At 34.8% G+C, this 17,473-nt stretch carries 16 protein-coding genes; 3 read left to right on the top strand and 13 right to left on the bottom strand.

Annotated elements, in window-relative coordinates; translation table 11 throughout:
* Positions 1-82: 82 nt before the first annotated feature.
* The 10 genes from CEY16_RS07735 to CEY16_RS07695 all read right to left on the bottom strand — a co-directional run bounded on the left by CEY16_RS07735 (position 83) and on the right by CEY16_RS07695 (position 12,250).
* Entirely contained in the window at positions 83-1,396 is a 1,314-nt protein-coding gene (locus CEY16_RS07735; protein ID WP_101331419.1) for a nucleotide sugar dehydrogenase, read from the bottom strand.
* A 214-nt stretch (positions 1,397-1,610) separates the two neighbouring features.
* Complete coding sequence (locus CEY16_RS07730) at positions 1,611-2,744, bottom strand: glycosyltransferase family 4 protein (RefSeq protein WP_101331418.1); 1,134 nt, start codon at positions 2,742-2,744, stop codon at positions 1,611-1,613.
* Between the two features lie 150 nt (positions 2,745-2,894).
* Complete coding sequence (locus tag CEY16_RS07725; RefSeq protein ID WP_101331417.1) at positions 2,895-4,115, bottom strand: nucleotide sugar dehydrogenase; 1,221 nt, start codon at positions 4,113-4,115, stop codon at positions 2,895-2,897.
* Positions 4,112-6,016, bottom strand: a complete 1,905-nt coding sequence (locus CEY16_RS07720) for a heparinase II/III domain-containing protein (RefSeq protein WP_101331416.1) — start codon at positions 6,014-6,016, stop codon at positions 4,112-4,114. The genes CEY16_RS07725 and CEY16_RS07720 overlap by 4 nt, the downstream gene beginning before the upstream one ends.
* A 22-nt stretch (positions 6,017-6,038) precedes the next feature.
* Positions 6,039-7,301 carry a glycosyltransferase family 4 protein gene (locus tag CEY16_RS07715; RefSeq protein WP_238378796.1) on the bottom strand — a complete coding sequence of 421 codons (1,263 nt, stop codon included), beginning with the start codon at positions 7,299-7,301 and terminating at the stop codon, positions 6,039-6,041.
* A gap of 34 nt (positions 7,302-7,335) precedes the next feature.
* A complete protein-coding gene (locus tag CEY16_RS07710) occupies positions 7,336-7,956 on the bottom strand; it encodes an acetyltransferase (protein WP_101331415.1) in 621 nt (206 codons plus the stop codon).
* On the bottom strand, positions 7,953-8,597 hold the full coding sequence (locus tag CEY16_RS07705; RefSeq protein WP_101331774.1) for a sugar transferase: 645 nt from the start codon (positions 8,595-8,597) through the stop codon (positions 7,953-7,955). The genes CEY16_RS07710 and CEY16_RS07705 overlap by 4 nt, the downstream gene beginning before the upstream one ends.
* Complete coding sequence (locus CEY16_RS07700; protein ID WP_101331414.1) at positions 8,597-9,712, bottom strand: DegT/DnrJ/EryC1/StrS family aminotransferase; 1,116 nt, start codon at positions 9,710-9,712, stop codon at positions 8,597-8,599. The genes CEY16_RS07705 and CEY16_RS07700 overlap by 1 nt, the downstream gene beginning before the upstream one ends.
* A gap of 495 nt (positions 9,713-10,207) precedes the next feature.
* On the bottom strand, positions 10,208-10,357 hold the full coding sequence (locus CEY16_RS15205) for a hypothetical protein (RefSeq protein WP_162297891.1): 150 nt from the start codon (positions 10,355-10,357) through the stop codon (positions 10,208-10,210).
* Positions 10,358-10,435: 78 nt separating this feature from the next.
* The gene (locus tag CEY16_RS07695; protein ID WP_101331413.1) at positions 10,436-12,250 is read right to left on the bottom strand and encodes a polysaccharide biosynthesis protein; all 1,815 of its coding nucleotides are present in this window, start codon (positions 12,248-12,250) and stop codon (positions 10,436-10,438) included.
* A 328-nt stretch (positions 12,251-12,578) separates the two neighbouring features.
* Between CEY16_RS07695 and CEY16_RS07690 the strand changes: the two genes are divergently transcribed.
* From CEY16_RS07690 to CEY16_RS07680, 3 genes are all read left to right on the top strand, one after another.
* Positions 12,579-13,322: a YveK family protein gene (locus CEY16_RS07690; RefSeq protein ID WP_101331412.1), complete on the top strand. Its 744-nt coding sequence runs from the start codon at positions 12,579-12,581 to the stop codon at positions 13,320-13,322.
* Positions 13,312-14,001, top strand: coding sequence for a CpsD/CapB family tyrosine-protein kinase (locus tag CEY16_RS07685; RefSeq protein WP_101331411.1), 690 nt, complete (start codon positions 13,312-13,314; stop codon positions 13,999-14,001). The genes CEY16_RS07690 and CEY16_RS07685 overlap by 11 nt, the downstream gene beginning before the upstream one ends.
* A 71-nt stretch (positions 14,002-14,072) precedes the next feature.
* On the top strand, positions 14,073-14,843 hold the full coding sequence (locus tag CEY16_RS07680; RefSeq protein WP_101331773.1) for a tyrosine-protein phosphatase: 771 nt from the start codon (positions 14,073-14,075) through the stop codon (positions 14,841-14,843).
* 405 nt (positions 14,844-15,248) lie between these two features.
* On the opposite strand, the gene CEY16_RS15595 is transcribed toward CEY16_RS07680, so the two are convergent.
* The 3 genes from CEY16_RS15595 to cysQ all read right to left on the bottom strand — a co-directional run bounded on the left by CEY16_RS15595 (position 15,249) and on the right by cysQ (position 17,471).
* Positions 15,249-15,434: an IS3 family transposase gene (locus tag CEY16_RS15595; protein ID WP_101331410.1), complete on the bottom strand. Its 186-nt coding sequence runs from the start codon at positions 15,432-15,434 to the stop codon at positions 15,249-15,251.
* Positions 15,435-16,137: 703 nt separating this feature from the next.
* Positions 16,138-16,437: a hypothetical protein gene (locus CEY16_RS07670; protein WP_143484601.1), complete on the bottom strand. Its 300-nt coding sequence runs from the start codon at positions 16,435-16,437 to the stop codon at positions 16,138-16,140.
* 230 nt (positions 16,438-16,667) lie between these two features.
* On the bottom strand, positions 16,668-17,471 hold the full coding sequence (cysQ, locus tag CEY16_RS07665; protein WP_101331408.1) for a 3'(2'),5'-bisphosphate nucleotidase CysQ: 804 nt from the start codon (positions 17,469-17,471) through the stop codon (positions 16,668-16,670).
* Between the last annotated feature and the right edge of the window lie 2 nt (positions 17,472-17,473).

The following is a 17,473-nucleotide window of genomic DNA, read 5'->3' as shown; positions in this document are numbered from 1 at the left end:
ATTTATAACCTTTATTACAATTTGAAACACTCGTCGTCCAAGTAAAACACCCCTATTTATAATTTAAAAGATTGAATAAATGTTACAACCTCCAATAAGTAAAACCGTTACCTTCATATTCCTTTCTATTCAATACACTTTTTACATCAACCATAACTTTATTATTATCATCTGCATATATGTCGTTATAGAAATCTAATCCATAACCTTCTTTGAACTCTTTGTGTGAAACGGCAAGTACTATACCATTTAAACTTGTTAAAGTATCTTTTTCAACTAAATTAATTCGATACTCATCCCAAGCTTCTTCTTTATTAGCAACTGGGTCATGAACTAGAACTTCTACTCCGAAATCTTCTAATTCATTAATAATATCTATTACTTTTGTATTTCTAACATCTGGGCAATCTTCTTTAAAGGTAATCCCTAATATTGCCACTTTTGCTCCTTTAACTGGCTGGTCTGCTTTAATTAATTTTTTTATAATGTTACTTGCAACATATTTACCCATATCATCATTGATTTTTCTACCAGCAAGAATTATTTGTGAATTATAACCCAGTTGTTCAGCCTTATATGTGAAGTAATATGGATCTACACCAATACAATGACCGCCTACTAGACCTGGTGTAAAATTCAAGAAGTTCCACTTAGTACCAGCCGCTTCTAATACTGCTTTTGTATCAATATTCATTTTATTAAAAACCATAGAGAGTTCATTCATAAAAGCAATATTTATATCTCTTTGAGAGTTTTCAATAACTTTTGAAGCTTCTGCTACTTTTATTGATTCAGCTCTATGAACACCAGCTTCTATAATTGATTCATATACATTCGAAATAATTTCAAGAGCGTCCTGATCGGATCCAGAAACAACTTTAATAATTTTGGTTAATGTATTAACTTTATCACCTGGGTTTATACGTTCAGGCGAAAAGCCTACTTTAAAATCAATTCCAAACCTTAAACCAGAATTTTTTTCTAGGATAGGGATACATATCTCTTCAGTTGTTCCAGGATAAACAGTTGACTCAAATACTACTACAGACCCTTTAGTCAGATTTCGTCCCACCGTCTTACTTGCACTAATTACAGGGTTCAAGTCAGGGGTTTTATCACTATTTATTGGGGTAGGGACAGCAACTATGTGAAACTTACAATTTCTTATTCTACTTTCTTCATTAGTAAATTCTAGTGTTGTATTTTTGACCGCCTCATCCCCAACTTCATTTGTTACATCAATTCCACTTAGGTACTTGTCCAATTTGTTATCATTAGTGTCAAAGCCAACAACTTCAAACTTTTTTGCAAACTCTATGGCAAGAGGAAGTCCTACATAACCTAAACCAATAATAGAAATTGCTTCTTCCTTGTTGGTTATTTTAGTAAAGTTCATTTAATTATTCCCTCCGACTAATCTGATTTGATATCTTGTCTGATAATTTGGAATAGTGACATATTCGATCCTTATTAGTTTAATTACTTTTAGACATTTATTCTATTATTGTAATTAACTAACCATATCTATAAATCAATGTCTCTCTTAATATTTTTTTATAACCTACTCTATATCTAATTTAGCGAAATAGACATATAATTTAGTTCACCATCTATGATGTAAGTTTTATATATTCATTCAGTAGTCTTTCACTATCCTTTTCATAATAATAGTCTGATTTTATCTTATTGCAATTTTTCTGATATAAATTGTTAAGTTCGGAGGAATTTTTCAGCATAATTAACGCCTCTTTCAATTCTTGCTTATCCTCATTGATATTGATTCCAATTTGGTTTTGCTCTATAAAACTTCCAAGCTCAGTATTTTTGGTTCCTATTATAGGTATCTCACACACAATTGACTCATATAGTCTATTTGGTAAAGCGATTTTTACATTATTTAACTTAGTATTATACACAGCATATGTGCAGTCAACCTTTTCATATAATCTAACAATTTCTTCTTCGTAGTTATATGGGCCATACACTTCTACAAATTTCTTATCTTTTGAATACTCTTTAATTTCACTGTATCCCGGACCGCTCCCAGCAATTAATACTTTTATATTTTTGTCCATTTCTTCTACAACATCAATTAACATTTTAAGTTGTTCAATATATCTAACTGATCCAATATATCCTATTGTGAAGTTATCATGTTTCTTTTTTACATATTTGCTAAACAATTTTTTTGAGGGGGAGTTTGGTATAAATAGATATTTATCTAATTTAATAAACTTTGAAAAATATTCCTCCCAAAAATACGGAGATGTTAAAATTATCTTAGATACTCTAGATGTAAGCTTTTTTTCTAGACTTTGTAATAGTTTAGCTAGAATAGTCTTAGGAGAATTAGCCTTCTTTATAAAGGAATACTTAGGAAGATCGGCTACTTCATATATAATCTTGGTTTTCTTATTAAAATGTTTTTGATAAATTGCAGCTATCATTAACATATCTAAATTCCCTGCATGGACTATATCAGGTTTTTCATTTTTTAATTTAGCTAAGACATTAAACATATATCTCACTAACGGTATTAACTTTTTAATTGGCTTTCCTTGAGGAGCTTTTATGCTTACCTTTAAAACTTTATGATTGTGGTTAATTTCAAATGTTTCATTTTCTAATTGTCCTCTATCCCAATAAATTAATACTACATTAAAATCATTTTCCACAGCTTTGATTCTTTTGAGCATTCTTGGATTAGGAATATGTGACAATAATATGGTTGCTTTTTTCAACATTTTCACCTACTAAACACTTTAGGAACTATAGTCACTAAATAGAATAAATTCTTCGTTATAAATTTTCATGAAAAGCTTATCTTTTAGACTACATTTAGCCCATTTAAAAGCATTCCAATTATCAATGATCTAATGATTATATTATTCATTTTACAATTTATACGCGGCGTCAATAGTACATATATTCTTAGTATCAAGTACAAGTTTGTTCTTAATGAGATCCATATTATTTTTGATATGATCATGCCCTACCATGACAACAACTATCTCTATTTCATTTATAAAATCCTCAAAATTCATAAACTGGTGATCTACCATTCTTTCCTTTACGAATGGATCAAACACTTTAACGCCAAAAGCCAAATGCTCGTCCATTCTTTCTAGTAGTTGAAGTGATGGACTCTCCCTTGTATCATCAACATTTTCTTTATACGCTAATCCATAAAGGCCTACTTTTGATATATCCTTAATACCATGCTCTCTCATAATATCTCTAATACGTCCCAGTACATGTCTTGGCATAGAATCATTTATTTTTCTTGCTGTTAAAATAAGGTTTGTTAGATCCGGATAGTCTCCAACTAAGAACCATGGATCTACCGAAATACAATGCCCCCCCACCCCTGGTCCTGGCTGTAGTATATCTACTCTTGGGTGCATATTAGCAGTTTTGATAATTTCATAGACATCCATATTATCAGTTCGACATATTTTAGCTAATTCATTAGCAAATGCAATATTGATATCTCTATAAGTATTTTCTACAACTTTAGACATTTCAGCTGACCTAATATCAGTTACAACGATATCTGCTTTACAGAAGCTCGAGTAATAACCCTTTACTTTTTCACCTATTTCTAAATTATCCGCCCCAATGGTCCTTGAATTGTTTTCAAGTTCGTAAATCATATTCCCCGGAATAATCCTCTCAGGAGCATGCATCAAATGTATATCGCTTCCAATAATGTGGCCTCTCTTTTCTATATATGGTCGAATATGCTTATCAACTGTACCTGGTGATATGGTCGATTCAATAATTATTACTGCACCTTTTTCACAAACATCGAGGACACTACTTATTGCTGAAATAACATACTTGGGATCGAGTTTTTTACTATTTTTTATATATGGAGTTGGAACTGCAAGAATATATGTATGTGTCTTTTGATATTTTGTTGAAAACTCAATGCCCTTAGAACGTGCTTCTTGAAAAAGTTCTTCTAATCCATTTTCTTCAAAAGTTAATTTTCCATCGTTCAATGTGTCTACTAAATTTGCATTGTAATCAGTTCCTATTACCTTAATTCCACTTTTTGCAAACATGAGAGCTGTCGGTAAACCAATATAGCCAAGTCCAACAATATTAATCATTTAGTATTCGCCCCTTCTACTTCACCATTCGTATTTAAATTTTTCAATCGAATGTTAAATTGAATATTGCATTTTTTGTTTAGTGAACCTCTAATAATCACACAATTAATCTCTTCTCTGTTAAGGTAAAATAAGCTTCTATAGGATTTTTTAAACTCCACATCCATATCTGCATCTCCATCTATAGAAACGAAGCAAATCAGCTTATCTTTATCAAATAGTTCAAAACCATTTTCGATTCTTTTTACTTCGCATGGGGTATGGAAAAAAAATTCACAATGTTCACCTTCACTTGATATTTCATCTAGAATAATAAATCCTTGCTCGTTTTTTTCAATATGCCTTGTATGTTCATAACCGTTTTGAGACACCATTTTCCCTTTGAATAAACCATTACTTAAAAGGGCATATTTACGTTTAGTCCAATCATATATAAGGAAAGGACCAAACTTTTTCATTTGTTCCTTTCCATCGACCTTAACTGTATTATGTGCAGCTGTTAAAGCCATCTCTTTCCCAATATCTGTTGCATAGGAATATGTCCCACTATCGCAAAAAATATTTTTTCCTTTATGCCAAAGGTCTATATGAAACTGATCCATCTGTGCTGGCCGAGTATTAAAATTTTGTAGGGCTGTCATTATAAAACTAGTGTCTGTACGTAATGAATAAAATCCTGATGCATTAAATGCCGAGGATTCTTTCTCCATTATGGATACCGGTATTTCTTCTAGTCTTTTATCTCCAAACCAGAGCAGCTCTTCATCATAATCTCCAGGATTGTATACTCTCTTGCTATCAACCAATACAAAAATCGTATTAACTACAGCTCTAAAATCTCTATACCCACAAGTGGTTACAGGGAATATCAGTGCTCCATCATTAGAGCCAAAATTAGGTACATCTCCTGATTCATCTTGCATTTGATACATCAAAGTAGCACTGTTTCTTATTAAACTTTTACTTCTATCTGAAATGGCTAATTGCGTTTTTTCACTAATTTTCATCACTAACTCTAAAATTTGAAGGGCAAACCTTTGATAATTAAATGAATATTGAATATAACCACCATCAGAAAGGAATTGTTTTTGAATCTCTTTATCTAACAATTCGTACGCTTTTTTTAATCGTTTTTGATCATTACAACTCCATGCACCAATTATTAGACCCACTATTTCTGTAAGTGTGTGATTGTTTTTTATACACTTATGGGCATAGAAAAAATTTGAAAGGACTTTTTTATAACTACCTTCTATAAGTTTCTTTATGTTTAATTCATCTTTTTTCGATGTTAATTTATAAGACTTGAAAATTTCAAACGCTATTATTGCATTAATCATTCTTAATGTTGCCTCTTGACCACATTTATAATGCGACCCAAACGAATAACTATTATTCTGCAACCAACTTTCAAGTTGTTGTGAAAATCCGTCATAATACTTTGTATTCTTAGTTATCATAAAAGCTCTTGTAAAATAGAAAAAATGTGTAAAGCGTGATGCTTCCCAAACCACTTTAATATCTCCACGCTGAGGGTCAAAGTCAGGAATTTGATACCATTTTAATGCTTTACTAACCTCAAATTTTGTTATTGGATTTATATGCCAGTTGATCGGATTTCCATAGTCCAGCTCAACTGAAGAAAAACCCATAATTTTTCCAATCAAAGCCTTGTCAGCAATCGATTCAATTTCTTTTTTCTTTTCACTTGAAAGTCCTCTTATGAATTCTTCAATCCACATTACATTCAAATCAAAAATATTAACCCTATTAACATTGACTCTTTTTTCAAACAATCTATCACTGGTTGGTATTGCTCTCAACATTTTCAGCTTTGCTGAATAAAGTGAGCGATTAATGAGCCACGACAACCCATATTCATTTATTAGTGCTTTAATCATTGCAATACCTCAATTTCTATAATTATTTAACACTTTCAATAACATTAATTAATTTTGTTGTTAAATACTTAAAATCAAAATCTTCTGCACCTTTTTTTGCGTTTTTCGCCATCAATTCATACTGTTCCTCTGAACTTTTTTTAATCTGTAAAATTGCATTAGCCAATTCTTGAGGTGTACTGTTTTCAAGTTCTATTCCACATTTGTATTTATCTAGTATTGAATAACCCATTTTTACAGTGGAAATAATCGGCTTCCCTGAAGCCATATACTCAAATAATTTATTTGAGCTATTTCCCCTAGTCCAGTTATACTGAGTCTGTGAATAATTAAGGATATTAACAGATGATTTACTCAGTATATTCGGTATTAAACTTTTATTCACAAAACCTTTTAACTTTACATTAGTCAGGTTCTCCTCAATAACTCTTTCTTCTAACATATTCTTTTGATTACCATCACCATATATTAAAAACTGGATATCTTTTTCGCCTTTCAATATTGAAGCAGCATCAAGAAGGTTAGCTACATTATTGACTGGGCGAATAGCTCCAACATAAACTACATTGAACTTATCATATTTTAAATCCGGATCATTTAAGTTATTTTCAGAAGCTAATTTTTCAAAGGATTCTATATCTACACCATTATTAATATAGTAACATTTTTCAAGGTTTACACTTCCACCTTGTTCTGTATTCCATTTCTTTTCTTTTATATAATCGGTATCTCCCTCTTTTGTAAAAATTATAGCATCTGATTTTTTGTAAATCCAGTGTTCACCTGCTTTAAGCCCACGTCCTAGTAGACTTTTTTCTTTTGCTTTGTTAAAGGCGAAAATAGCTTCCGGCCATAAATCTCGTATTTCACAGATACAAGGAATGCCAAGTTTTTTAGCTATTTGTATCCCTGCAACCATCGTGAGGGGATGTACGCTGGAGGCAAGAATGACATCTGGTTTTCCACATGACTTTTCATATTCTTTTGCCACTGAAAACAAATTAAAATAAAAAAGACTCATATTTTTAAGTCTATCAAATCCATTTCCAAGAGCAGTTGTAGTCCTTACAAACACAAACGGGATATTATCAACAATATCGGTAGTATATTTCCTTTTTCCAGTATCAATACTATCTAAATTATTGTGAAATGTGTTTGCACAAAATACAGTAACTTTATATCCTTGTTTAATTAAGTTCTCCGCAAACCAATAATGACGCCCGCCACGATTTTTATACATATCAGTTGCGTAGTGATTCCATAACCAAATATTTTTTTTCTTCACCCTGAACCCACCTCAAACGCATCCATTTTTTTTATTAATCTACCTTTTCTGCTGGAATACCTGTATAAGTTCCAGAATCATTTATATCTCTAATGACTACGGCTCCTGCACCAAACATACAACTGCTAGCGATATCGACATTATTACTTATCACGCTACCAATACCTAACCAAGACTTTTTACCAACTCTCACCGTCCCAGCTAAATGGGCACCAGGTGATATATGAACGAATTCCTCAATTATATTATCATGATCTAACGTAGACCCCGTATTGATAATGCATCCTTTTTCAATTTTGGTACAGCAATTAATCACTACACCGGCCATGACCACAGTTCCAGATGCAACTTCTACTTTTTCTCCAAGTACTGCATTTGGGTGAATTAATGTGGGTATTTTAGCACCTTCCTCTTCAAGCCTTTCTTGAACTTTTTTACGGGTTTCGTTATTCCCAATAGCTACAAAAATGTCGTAATCATTTATATATTTAATAGTTTCATTAGACTTTCCAACAATTTCTAATCCCATTGATGATTTGACATTTTCGTCATCATCTAAAAAAGCAATACTCTGCCATTTATTCATTTTCAATGCGATATCAGCTACAACTTTACCATGTCCACTAGCACCAATAATAAGAAGTTTGTTTTTCATGGTTCTATTCTTTCCTTTTTACTTCCCTTAAACGGCTCCATTGTTGCCGTAGTCACTGAGTTAATTCCTTCTCTAACAAAAACCTTTTTCATAGTTATAAGAATAATCTTCCAATCTCCAATAAAACTGACACTATCAACATATTTTACATCGAGATTAAATTTTTCTTCCCAACTAATAGCATTCCTACCGCTCACTTGAGCCAAGCCAGATAAACCTGGTCTAACCTCATGACGTCGTTTTTGATGCTCATTATAAAGAGGAAGGTACTGAACCAATAATGGCCTTGGTCCTATAATAGACATATCACCCTTAAGAATATTAAAAAGCTCCGGAGATTCATCTAGCGATGTGGAACGTAGGAACCTTCCAAACCGCGTTAACCTAAGACTGTCAGGAAGTAAATCTCCATTCCCATCCCTTTCATCCGTCATCGTTCTAAATTTATACATCATAAAGATATTCTCATTTAGCCCTGGTCTTTTTTGCTTAAATAGCACTGGGCTACCAATATTAATCCTTACAAGAATAGCCATTATCAAAAGGACTGGACTAAGTGTGATAATAGCGATTAAAGAAAGTGTGAAATCCATTAGTCTTTTTAAAAATCTTCTATAAATACCATCTTTAGAATTTTGTATTATTTCAACCACAACCCTTTAATAATCTTTACAACTCTCTCCAAATCCTCAGTGGTCATCTTTGTGTCAGATGGCAAACATACACCATTCTCAAACAACTTCTCCGATATACAAGTACCAACGAAATCATATTTCTCAAAGAATGGTTGCATATGCATCGGCTTCCATACTGGCCTTGACTCAATATTCTCTTTCTCAAGAGCCTCCATAATGTCAATTGGCCTTATCTTGCCCGTCAAAGTCATCGAGCTTAACCAATAATTCGGTGCATCCCAGTCATTACTTGGCATGAACTCAACACCCTCAAGCTCACTGAGTTCTCTTTTATAGAATTCAAAAATACACCTCTTCTTCTCAACTCTTTGATTTAACACTTTTAGTTGTCCTCTGCCAATCCCAGCAATCACATTGCTCATACGATAATTAAACCCTAATTCGCTATGTTGATAATGCCTTGCTTGATCTCTGGATTGAGTAGCCCAAAATCTAGCTTTTGCAATTTTATCTTCATTATTAGAAACTAGCATACCACCCCCAGAAGAAGTGATAATTTTATTTCCATTAAAAGAGAATACGCCATAATCACCAAAAGTCCCAGTATGCTTACCATTATAGTAAGTACCCAAACTTTCTGCAGCATCCTCTATTAAAACAACATTATACTTCTTACAGAGTTCTACTATTTTATCCATATCAGCTGACAAACCATAGAGGTGTACCACAATTACTGCCTTAACTTCTGGATACAATTGAAACGCTTTTTCTAAAGCTTTAGGGCACATGTTCCACGTTTCATAATCACTATCTATAAAAACAGGTTTAGCATTCTGGTAAATGATTGGGTTAGCTGTAGCTGAGAATGTAAGGGTTGGGCAGAATACTTGGTCGTTATCACTAACTCCTGCGGCTCTCAATGCTAGATGGATTGCTGCTGTTCCGGAAGAAAGCGCTGCCGCTGCCTTAGAACCAACCTTTTCTGATAATTCTCTTTCGAACCCATTTACGTTTTCCCCAAGTGGGGCAATCCAGTTCGTATCAAAAGCTTCTTTAACATATTCCATTTCATAACCTTCATCACTCATATGTGGCGATGAAAGAAAAATTCGATCTGCCATTATTAAAATTCCTTCCCCAATTAAATCCTCATTATTATATTAAATTTTGAAGCAAACGTATCACTTCTTTTTCTAAAATAGTTCTCATGTACTCCAGCATGTCGCTTAGTAAGTCTTCTCATTACAAAACCATTTCAAGCGTTGGTTTTATATCCTCCTACATCATAACAGCGACCTTCAAAGTCATACTCAAAGACTTCTTGTATACCGCTCAACATTTGAAATGCATCCTTGAACCGAATTTATATCTTGTACCAATTTTCTGGTACTCTAAACCATGATTTCAGAGTTAAAAACATATCATTCCATAATGGCTTGATTAGCTTTGGCATTTCAACAAAAATTTTTATCTTACAAAACACGCCATCCTGCTCAATGGATCTATGATTCTATAACGGTCCGTTTCTCCCTTCGCAACCGATTGCACACTAACGACAATTTCCCCGTGTCGTTCATACTATTCAATTAATTGTTTAAGGTCCGGTTTATCCGCTCTTAGAATATCATCACCAAGTAATACCGCAAACGGAACGGTGTCCCCCCGATGAATTTACGTGGGCACCATACTGCATGCCCTAACCCTTCTGGTTCTTTCTGACAAATGTAATGGACGCTTATATCAGAAGATTGTTGTACGTGTTTCAAATTATCGAACTTCCTTTTTTGATAAAGGTATCTTTCCCCATGTTTAAGTGGTTTACCTCGATGTCCAAAAGTAATTCATTATACTGTTTCTTTTGCCTGTTTATGTTCTGTTGATATTAATTTGAATAAGTGCTCTTTCAATCTATTTTGCTCTATTTTAGGTAAAGAATTGACCTCATCTAATATGCCTTGAAATTCATCGAATGTAGACTTACCGATATGGATCTTAGGGAAGACTTGTTTCTTCATAATTTCATCGTCACCGAGTAATTCCTCGTACATTTTTTCTCCAGGGCGTATACCTGAATACTCGATTTCAATATCGTCTAACGAATGACCTGATAACTTAATTAGATTAGTTGCCAAGTCCACTATTTTAACTGGTTCCCCCATATCAAGCACAAATATTTCTCCTCCACGAGCTAGGGGTCCTGACTGAACCACCAATCGACTGGCTTCTGGAATAGTCATGAAATAACGTGTCATTTCAGGGTGGGTAACCGTTACCGGGCCACCAATCTTGATCTGTTCTTTAAACAGCGGGATTACACTTCCTCGACTTCCAAGGACGTTGCCGAATCGAACCGCTAAGAACTTAGTTTTGGAATCTTGTGCCAAACTTTGTATTACCATTTCTGCAATTCGTTTAGTCGCCCCCATAACGTTCGTTGGGTTAACTGCTTTATCTGTGGAGACGAGCACGAATGTGTTGACTTCAATAGCTTTCGCTGCTTCTGCCACATTCTTTGTTCCAAAGATATTGTTCTTTACAGCTTCCATCGGGTTGTACTCCATCAATGGAACGTGTTTATGTGCTGCTGCGTGATAAACGACGTGTGGTTGGTACGTTTCCATGACTTCGAAAATGCGCTTTCGGTCTTGTACATCAGCTATAATCGGGATAATTTCGAAACGATTCTGGTAGCGTCCTCGAAGCTCTCTCTCGATTTGATAAATGCTGTTCTCACCGTGTCCGAGTAAAATCAATTGTTTAGGCTCGAAAACTGATATTTGTCTACAGATTTCAGAACCGATCGAACCACCAGCACCCGTAATGAGAACGGTGTTTTCCGTAATATATTCGGATATGCCTTGGATATCTAGTTCTACTGGGTCTCGTCCAAGTAGGTCCTCCACTTGCACGTCGCGAACCTCATTCATCGACACCCGACCCGTGACGATATCTTCTAACATCGGGATGATCTGTGTTTTCACTTTCGTCTTTGAACAATGACTGAAGATTTCTTTCAGCCTTTTGTTATCTAAAGAAGGGATGGCAATGATGATATGTTCAATGCTCATCTCTTCGACTACTTTTTCAAGGTGTTTGATCTTACCTGCAACAGACACTCCGTATATTTGCATCTTCTTTTTCGCAGGATCATCATCAAGGAATGCGATAGGTTTCAATTCTGTATCAATACTATTGAATAATTGCCTCGCTACCATGACACCTGCAGAACCCGCACCTATGATGAGTGTGCGTTTTTTCCCTTGTGTCGGGTTCCAATAATGGTCTCGGAATACTCTCCATGCAAACCTTGAACCACCAATCAACAAAATGTGAAGCATCCACGTGATGACCATAGCCCTTGTCATGACCATTCCGAAAGAGATGTATTGAGCGATCACTGTAAGGACCACCGAATAAGTGACGACATTGAAAATCGTGATTAATTCACCGATGCTTGCGTATTCCCATGCTTTTTGGTAGAGCTTCAGATAAATTGCAAACAGATGATGCGCTAGAACTAGAATAATAGATGATAAAAAAACGATATTTGTAGTAAGTGTCGGCGAACTGTAGAGTAAATAGGAGCTTATGTATATAGCTGAGAGTACAATTACTGAATCTAATAATATTAATAAAGATAATCTTTGATGATATTTTATGATTTTTCACTCCTTTCTATTGAAGAAAACAAAAAAGAGGCTATATATCCACCTCTTTTTTTGTCTACGGTGTCTTCTTGGAATGTTTTTATTTGCATACATTATAAAGGCATATCTGTACACTTCCAACAAAACTTTACAAACTTTGCTGAAGTACAAAAGTGTTTATGTTAGACTTGTTAAGGATATTTTTTAGTATTTGTACATATGTTACCATATTCAGACAAGATTTTGTAGGGGGGGAATTTGTCGAACTACCTATTTATTCTATTTTTTCTTGTGATATAATGTTTCTATATTTTTATATAATTTAATTGGAGGGAATTAAATGGAGGATACCATTTCGCTGCGGGAGATATTTGCAGTGCTTAAAAAACGGTTGAAAATAATATCGGTTATAACCATCACAGTCGTTTTATTAAGTATCATTATTACAAGTTTTTTTATTACACCTAAGTACGAGGCTTCGACGCAATTCATCGTAAACCAACAAGACGATGCTCAAGAGTTTGATTATAATGTCAATAGTATTCGAACGAATGTAGAAATGATCAATACATATAATGTCATTATTAAAAGCCCTGCAATTTTGAAACAAGTTATTCAGGAACTTTCATTAGATCAATCTAGTGGCCAATTGTCTAATCAAATAGAAGTATCTAACGCACAAAATTCACAAGTAGTAAATGTAGTAGTTACTGATGCGAATCCAAATCATGCAGCAAACATTGCGAATACAACATTTGATGTATTCGAAAAAACAATCCCTAACTTGATGAGCATTGATAACGTTAGTATTTTATCACCGGCTTCTGTTGGACCTAGTCCATCTCCAGTCAGTCCGAACTTGATGCTTAATGTTGCCATTGCATTATTTCTAGGCTTGATGATCGGTGTTGGTATAGCATTCTTGCTAGAATTTCTCGATAAAACCATTAAAACTGAGCAAGACATAGATAAACAATTAGGGTTACCCGTTATGGGGGTAGTTGCAACAATCGACATGCCTTCGACTACTACACCGAAAAAGGAAACAATTAAATCGAAGAGAGGTGTACAATATGGCTCGTAAATCTACCATTAATCGCACCAATCAGCATCGTTCATTAATTACAAGAGATCAGCCTAAGTCACCGACTTCTGAACAATACCGTACGATCCGTACGAATTTACAATTTTCATCAGTGGACAAAGACTTGCGTTCAATGTTGGTAACCTCTTCTGGTCCAGGTGAAGGAAAGAGTTTGACCACCGCGAATTTAGCGGTAGTATTCGCTCAACAAGGAAAAAGCGTCTTGTTGGTAGATGCTGATTTAAGAAAACCGACTGTTCATTACACATTCAAGATGAATAATACCTTCGGGCTAAGTAATTACTTGATTGGTGAACATCCGCTTGAAAAATTAGTGCAAGACGTTAAAATACCTGGTCTCGATGTACTTTCATGTGGTCCAATTCCACCTAACCCATCCGAGTTGCTAGGTTCTAAACAAATGAAGAGGTTGTTAGAGGATGCGAAAAGCAAATATGATTTAATCATTTTCGATACACCCCCAGTACTTGCAGTGACAGATTCCCAGGTACTATCAAATTATGTGGATGGTGCTTTGCTGGTTGTTAGAAGTAAACAAACCGAAAACGAATCTGCTATAAAATCGAAAGAATTACTTGAACAAGCGAACGCTAATATATTAGGTGTTGTCTTGAATGACAAAGACATGGAAGGCAAAGAATATTATTACGGAAATTAATTGATAAAAATTAAAACATCTCATGATATACTACCATCATGAGATGTTTATTTATGTAAGGAGGAATCATGGTGATTGATATACATAGTCACATTCTACCCAACGTCGATGACGGCGCCCGTTCAATTGAAGATAGCTTAATGATGGCTGAAAAAGCTGTAGAAGAAGGAATCACCCACATTTATGCTACACCTCACCATTTGAACGGTCATTATGAAAATGACAAAGAATTTGTCTTGAATGAAGTTGAGAAGCTTAACGCACATCTAAAACACAACCATATCCCACTCACCGTCATAGCAGGACAAGAATTAAGAATTAACGGTGACCTATTAGAGTTGATGCATGATGGAGACTCTATGACACTGGGAAATGGTGGAGGGTATCTGTTGATAGAGTTCTCTCACAGTCATATTCCACGTTTTTCCAATAAATTACTATTTGATTTGAGAAGGAACGGATACACTCCGATAATCGTGCATCCTGAGCGGAACAAAGAAATAATGGAAGAACCCAACAAGCTTTTTGATCTTGTTAATAACGGCTGCTTAGCACAATTGACTGCAGGAAGCCTGTTAGGAAAATTTGGAAAAAAAGTACAAGAAGTCAGTCATCAGTTACTAGAAGCAAACCTAGTTCACTTCTTAGCTTCAGACGCCCATAACATTACCTCAAGAGGCTTTTTTATGCAGGAAGCTTATGATTATATTGAAAAAGAGTATGGTGCTTACCTTTCTATCATGCTGAAAGAGAACGCTGAGATTTTGATGAACAGTGAGATGGTGATCGGTGATCCACCTGAAGTAATAAAAACCAAAAAAAAGTTTTTAGGGTTATTTTAGAGTAAATTCGTTTTGAGTCAAGATTAGGAATGAGCCAAATACTCACCTAGGTTAATATCAAACGAATATAGAAGCTGATAAGTCGCAAAGTGTTTAACATTCAGGATTTAAAGTAAATTTGTTGGATCGGTTCTAATCCCTTAATTGTTCTTTAGGTGAAGAAGCCAACCGATGGGCTTCTTCACACTTTTTAATATCATCTCCGAGTCGTTCGACTTCCTTAGCGTTTTTCAACAAATGAATCATTCGATTAACTAGTTGTCACATAAAACAAAAATGAGTATTGTTAAAAAATGCAAAAGGGTAGTGACCCCCAAAAGTCAGAGTTTTGATTTATGCAATTGTTTGGCTGGTTTGAGTTCAATATTGCACTGGACTTAAACCAGCCAATTTTTCTTTTATGCGTTAGTGATTGTAATAATCTATGTACCTCTCTATTTGCTTCTTTAATTCAGTGTAAGATACTAAGGGTTCCCCGTAATACATTTCTTGCTTCATAATGCCAAAAAAGTTCTCTATCACTGCATTATCTAGACAGGTTGCTTTCCTAGACATACTTTGAAAGATTCTGTTCTTTTTTAAGGTTTTCACACATTTATGATGTTGTTAATGCCACCCTTGGTCCGAATGGCTGGTTGTTCGATACTCGGCTTCATGTTTGATTATGTCAACCACTTGATCAAGTGGTTGGAGGACCATATCTAATGTTGGTTTATTCGAAATACCATAAGATATGATCTCGCCCTTATATAAGTCTAACATCGTATTTAAATAAACTTTTCTTTTCCTACGCACTTGAATTCCGTTAGGTCTGTGACCAGCTTTTGTAATCGGATAGATGTATTGAATCGACGATTCAAACGATTCTTCTCGACCTTTTCGATAGTCCCTTTATACGATTTGTAACGGGATCTGCGTGCATTTCAGACCTTGTTCCCTCATGGTAAGTTGAACCTTTTTATGATTCACTTGATTACCCTTTTTTGTAATTCTAAATGGATACGACGATAGCCGAATTTTCCTTCGTGTTTCTTAAACAACTCATGAGTTGTTTCTATTAATTCACCATCAGGCATCAGAATCTTCATCCTTTCGCAATTGATGAATGTGGTAGTGATAAGTGGCTTCTGGTATGCCTACAATCAATAGAACATTTTTTAATTTGAATCCCTCTTCTTTGAGTTAGAACTCCAGCACTACTTGTGCTTTTCGAGGAAGGCATCCGGGTTCTCCTGAAAAGCTTTTAACTTTTTTAAGTAAGCATTTTCTAAGCGAAGTAGCTCATCTTCATGGGCTAATAGTTCCACAAGGGCCATCTTTTTTCTTGGTTAGATGGTTTTGATTTTCTTTTTCCAGACATTTGGGGCCGTCCTTTCGGTTTTTCTTTGAGCACTTCAATCCCTTCTTGGTGAAAAGTGATGTTCCATGTCGCAATTAGAGATGGATTATTCAACTTAAACTCTATTGCGGTGTCTCGGTAAGAAGCGCCCGTTTGTTTCATAAAGTTTAATACATAACTTAAATTGAACAGGGGAAACTGATTCAAACGCTTTCTCTTTAACCCTTCTTTACCAAAGCCCTTACAGGCATTCACCCATCTTCTTATTTGTTCGTAATTGGGAACCCCATATCTTTTAGCCAACAATGGGGAAGCCAAGGGACCTTCAGGTATTCTTTTACAATTTTCAATTTAAATTCTTTACTATATTTGGCCATATAAAAACACCGCAAGAGTTAGATTTTTTACTCTAACTCTTGCGGTGCAGTACCAAATGGCATAAAATGATTCTGCCACTTTTTGTTAATTTCATTAGATTCTAGCTCTTACTTCACTAAAAACCAACCATTTGTCAGGTTTTCTCTATTGTAATAAAAACGTTCTCCGTCTTCATAGCGAACAACTTCTTTTCCAGCTGCTTCTGCTATTGCTTGGCCAGCACCTGTATCCCATTCCATCGTAGGAGCGTATCTTGGGTAAAAATCCGCTTTCCCTTCAGCAACTAAACAGAATTTAAGTGAACTACCTGATGAAATCGTATTAACTGATGGGTGCTCTTCCTTTAATTGATTAACGAAGTCCTCTGTTTCTTTAGACATATGTGATCGGCTAGCAACAACAAAGACTTCATCTTTGTTTTGAACGGACGGTAGTTTTGTACTTTTTTCAATTAAATCTAACTCTGAAAGAACGTTATGTTTAGATGCTTGTTCGAGTTTAAATGAAGCTCGGCCAACCACCCCAAAATATGCAGTATCTAATGCGGGAGCATAGATAAATCCAATTGAAGGGTAACCTTCTTCAATCAGGGCAATATTTACAGTGAATTCACCATTCTTTTTAATGAATTCTTTCGTTCCATCCAAAGGATCGACTAACCAGAATTGACTCCATTCTTTTCTTTCACTAAAAGGGACACTGGCCCCTTCCTCGCTCAATATAGGTATACTTGGGTAATGTTGTTTCAACTCTGATTCAATCACTTGATGAGCTTTTTGATCAGCTTCTGTCAATGGAGAGTCATCTTCTTTGTACTCCACATTGAAATCTTTTTGATAGATCCCCATGATCTCTTGCCCTGCTTTTAAAACAACATGGAATAATTTCTCTAACTGAATACTGTCTTTCATGG

The sequence above is a fragment of the Halalkalibacillus sediminis genome (assembly GCF_002844535.1).
In the GTDB taxonomy this organism is placed as follows: domain Bacteria; phylum Bacillota; class Bacilli; order Bacillales; family Alkalibacillaceae; genus Halalkalibacillus_A; species Halalkalibacillus_A sediminis.
The sequence above is the reverse complement of the archived record's forward strand: the minus strand, read 5'-3'. Positions and strand labels throughout refer to the sequence as shown.